A 4,919-nucleotide genomic window follows, 5' to 3' on the forward strand; every position below is an offset into this window, starting at 1 on the left:
TAAAAATTAATAAACATAATTTTGAAAAAATTTATTATACACTGAGTCAAATATTATAATTAATTATATGAAAGGAGATTAAACATTGTGGGATACAACTAAAGATTACAGAATTTTAGTGGCAAATAAAGCAAGAGAAAATTACTTAAATTTAATTCCAACTGCATCATTTAGAGGAAATTGGAATAAAAAACTTGCTGTTGAAACCGGAAAACAAATGAACAGTGATTTCCAATCATTAACATACTCATACCTTGAAGGGGATGACCTTGTTAATTCACCTGATGTGGCAAGCCTAATCGAAAAAACAGAAACAATTGTAGAATGTCTGGGTGGAGAAGGATGGACCAAAACATTTTTAAATAGTGCACCAAAAGAAGAGCGTGAAAAAACCGCAGAAAACATTGCAAAGGTCAGATTTTTCATTGATACACTATTAGGCCTTAAGGACAGATTAGCTCTCGGACCAATAAACGATCCGGTTATCAGTATTGATATTAAGGTTGGAGAAGTTATGAGTGTAACAAGACATCCTAAAGCAGATTCATTAATGATATGTAACGTTAATTTAGGTAAACGTGCAGTTACCGTTGTTACAAACGATTTAAATGTGAAAGATGGCAATCGTGTAGGTGTTTCCCTATTACCTCCACAAACATTCATGGATACCGTTAGTGAAGGAATGTTTTTAGGAATGAACGGAGGTATTTTAAAGGAAGTTGAGGGTGAACTTGGCCAAATGCCCAAAGGAATTCCAATGGAATCTTTAAATGAAACACGCAATCTAGTGGAAGCTTATCTTGATTAACCACTACAAAAACTGGAAGGTTGTGCTATTTTTAAAAGCATGGCCTATGCCCACTATTTTCATAAGCATTTTGTATTCATCTAAAGATCCATGTAAATTAAATCAATACCTCACCAAAAATACAGTTTACATTCTTTAATTACCTTTACTTCATCGTTAATGTAATCTTTTTTCACTTGCCCATTCAGGCAAAATATTTCATGGATTACATCTACATATCTTAATAAAAAAATAGAAAAGTGTTAAGAAATAATCTCAACTTTCAATAGTTATTTTGTTTGCAATGCCAGTGCCATCATAACTTGAGGTTATAATGTATTCACCAGGCATTAAGTTAATGTTTAATTTTGCCATACCTGAACTGTCAGTCACTCTATTGTAGAATACACCATTAATGTTGAATGTGACAGTTTGATTAACATATGGTCTTCCTTGTCCATTAACCAGATTTACTTTGAACTGTGTTCCATCATGATATTTCATAGTAATATCAGTAGCATTCAATACAGGCAACACTTTAATGTTATTAGATACTACGGAACCTTTGTATTCAGCAGTCACGATGTAGTTACCAGGCTGCAAATTAATATTTAACTTAGCAATACCGTTTTCATCAGTTTGGCGGGTATAGAATATACCATTAATGTTGAATGTTACATTTTCACCGGCACCAACAGGATTACCATTATCTCCAAGGACTTTAACAGTGTATTGAGTCCCATTCCTATAATATTTGGTTATGTCCTTGTTTTCAACGATTCTTGAAATAACTATAATATTATTGGCTGCAGATTCACCAGTTACAATGTTCATTGCAGTGATTATATATTCTCCCGCATACAAGTTAATATTTAGTTTTGCTAAACCTTTATTTCCAGATACTTTACGGTCATACACCACACCATTAATGTTGAATCTGACAGCTTCACCATCTTTGAGATAGTTACCTTCACTGTCAAGGAATGTTGCATAGTATTGGGTATCATTTCTGTAAACTTTGGTGATGTCAGTTCCATTTACTGTGTTTAAGACTGTAACAGTTGAATTTACAGTTTTAATACCTGCACTAACAACAACATCATAAACTCCACCATTCAACTGCACTGCGATACTTGCAGTACCGTTTTCATCAGTCGTTCTATTGTATGACACATTATTGAGGCCAATACTTACAGATTTATTCACTAAAGGATTGTCCTCTAAATCAGTTAAACCAACAACAAACCTTTCAGGTCCACCATAATATTTGGTTACATCCGGAGCAGTTATCTTTAAATTGCTTTCATTAATTATCATTCGTCCTAGATACATTCCATCCATGATAATTGGTATGTCTTCACCAAAAACATAATTATCATTCATGAATACATCATTAAAGTACATTGAAGTATTTGATCTATTTGAAAGAGATCCATCGTCATTTGCAACATAAATATCCACATATTTTCCATTAAATTCATCCGTTATGAAATTATATGTGAATTCATTAGTTCTTGCAACACCATATCCATCCAATGCTGCAATATATCTTGAAGCAATAACATTATCACTAACATTTAAATCCGAAACATTTCCTTTCTTGAAATATTGAAAATCGTTAGGGATTATAAAGTATTCTCCAGGTAGTAGAACACCCCTTTCAATTACGTCTGCAGGAGGATTTGTAAAATGGTCTAGAAAAGCATAGGTACCATTTGGTGCTTTGATAAGGACATGCCCTGAAGCTTCTTTTGATTTATATTCCAAAAGACTGTCCAGGAATTCATCTATAATCATATTATTTCTAGACATGACCTTTGCAAAAGATTCTATTTTTTCACAAACAAAAGGAGTATCCATACCCCCACTTCCAAATACCCAACCATTATTACTTATAAATGCGTGAATAAAGAAAGTCGTATCACATTTGAACTGTAAAATTCCTTCATCTTGCTGTACAATATCCACACAAAGTTGAGATGTAGAATCTCTTCTAAATGTAAATACAAAATTCTCATTATCAATTTGAATAACATTAGAAGCACAGTCATCATTTTGATTAACATCTTCAGACATATTGGATGAAATCAAATCAAAATCATAAACAATTAGTTTATCTAAATCAGGATTTTCAACACCCCACCAGTTGTCTTTTTGAGTAACATTACCGGCAATCAATTTATATATTACTGGAGTGTCATAAGATTGATTTTTATATGTTATTGATGAATTATAAACTACAACATTTCCCATAATTGAATAAATTAATCCTTTAGAACCCATATTGTCTGTCAAATTAGAATTGATAACTGAAAGATTAAGGTTTGAAAATCCATTTCCAATACGTGCAAAAAGGGAGTATATCAATGCTCCATATTCGCCTATGTTATTTTTAAAATCACTATCCAAAATATTTATTTTTCCGCAGACTAAGTTATATACAATAGTTCCATTGGTTGCAACATTGTCAAAACATGCAGAGTTTATAATTTCAACTGTGTTTCGGTTAAATCTTGAAACAAGCGCACCAAATAATGCAGTATTTTCATAAATTCTAGAATTGTTGATAATTACATAGTTAATATTTGAAGAGGAAACAACCCCTCCGTATTCAGCTTCGTTATTAAATAAATCACAGTTATCAATATATAAACAACTATCCTCATTTTTAAATGAGTATGTTGAGTGAACTGCTCCACCTTTATATTCTGCCTTGTTTTTGTATAATCTTGAATCTGTTATTCTCAATTGAGAGTCAGAAAATATTGCGCCTCCATAAAATGTAACGTTATTGTTGTAAAAGTCACTATTTATGATATTTGAAACTGTATTGAAGCAGTATATGGCTCCACCCTCATCAGCGGAATTATTGAAAAATATTGACTCTCCAACATTTAAAATGGAATCTTCAGCATATATCGCACCACCAGATGTATAAACTCCAACTGGAGAATTGAATGAGAATATGGATTTTGATATGGTTAAATTTGAATTTATTAAAGATATTGCCCCTAAATTATTGCTAAAAGTACAATTAATGATTTCCACATCAGAATTGTTTAAATCTATTGCAAATACATTACCTTCACCAAAACCATTAATAAAATTAATATTTCTTAAAACAACATTTGAATTGGATACTTCCAAAATTCCTGTTTGATCCAATCCATTAAGAACATGGTTATTCCCATCGATATTAATGGATTTATTTACGATTATTTTTTCAGAAGAATCACTTACATAGTCTTTACTTAAATTTAAATTTCCAGAATCTTCAATGGAATTAATATCCACTTGCAGTTCACTAAACGAACCTGTTTCATTATTTTGTTGAATGATAAAATCATTATCCATTTCTTGCGCACTTACTAATGAAATGGATATTATAAACATGATTAAAATCAAAAATAAATATCTTTTTTTCAAGAATAAACCCTCCGTAATAGTCATATAATTAATATTTTAATTAATAATATAAATAAATTATAGGTTTACCTCAAAATATCTATACATTCAACATTTAAGATATATGTGAAAAAGGAGCATAGTAAATTAAAAAACTATCTCAAATTAAGTCCAATTAATTTTGTTTTGGATATGATTTAATGAATGATTAATTTTCAATTTAAAAGAAAGAAAAAAAGTGTTGAGAAATTAATCTCAACTTTTAATAGTTATTTTGTTTGCAATACTTGAACCATTATAACTTGAGGTTATAATGTATTCACCAGGCATTAAATTAATATTTAACTTAGCCTGACCATTACTATCCGTCATTCTGTTGTAGAACACACCATTAATGTTAAATGTGACAGTTTGATTTGCATAAGGATTACCTTGACCATCAACCAAATTAGCTTTGAATTGAGTTCCATCATGATATTTCATTGTAATATCACTTGCAGTTAATACAGGCAATACCTTGATTTTATTGGACACAACACAATTATCATATTCCGCAGTTATGATATAGTCCCCAGGTTGTAAGTTGATATTTAGTTTAGCTATTCCTGATTCGTTGGTTTGGCGAGTGTAAAATACTCCATTAATATTAAATGTAACATTTTTTCCAGCACCAACAGGTTTTCCATTATCTCCAAGAACTTTAACTGTGTATTGTGTTCCATTTTTG

General features: G+C 30.8%; 2 protein-coding genes and 1 pseudogene. 1 reads left to right on the plus strand and 2 read right to left on the minus strand.

The window, feature by feature from the left end; all coding sequences use genetic code 11:
* Window positions 1-85 precede the first annotated feature (85 nt).
* Complete coding sequence (locus ACKI3Q_RS05530) at window positions 86-808, plus strand: tRNA-binding protein (RefSeq protein WP_407415066.1); 723 nt, start codon at window positions 86-88, stop codon at window positions 806-808.
* A gap of 255 nt (window positions 809-1,063) precedes the next feature.
* On the opposite strand, the gene ACKI3Q_RS05535 is transcribed toward ACKI3Q_RS05530, so the two are convergent.
* Both ACKI3Q_RS05535 and ACKI3Q_RS05540 read right to left on the minus strand, forming a co-directional pair.
* Window positions 1,064-4,213, minus strand: coding sequence for a hypothetical protein (locus ACKI3Q_RS05535; RefSeq protein ID WP_407415068.1), 3,150 nt, complete (start codon window positions 4,211-4,213; stop codon window positions 1,064-1,066).
* A 234-nt stretch (window positions 4,214-4,447) separates the two neighbouring features.
* Window positions 4,448-4,919, minus strand: a pseudogene (locus ACKI3Q_RS05540) (hypothetical protein); the annotation flags it as partial.

The organism is Methanobrevibacter sp., assembly GCF_045636185.1.
Classification (GTDB): domain Archaea; phylum Methanobacteriota; class Methanobacteria; order Methanobacteriales; family Methanobacteriaceae; genus Methanocatella.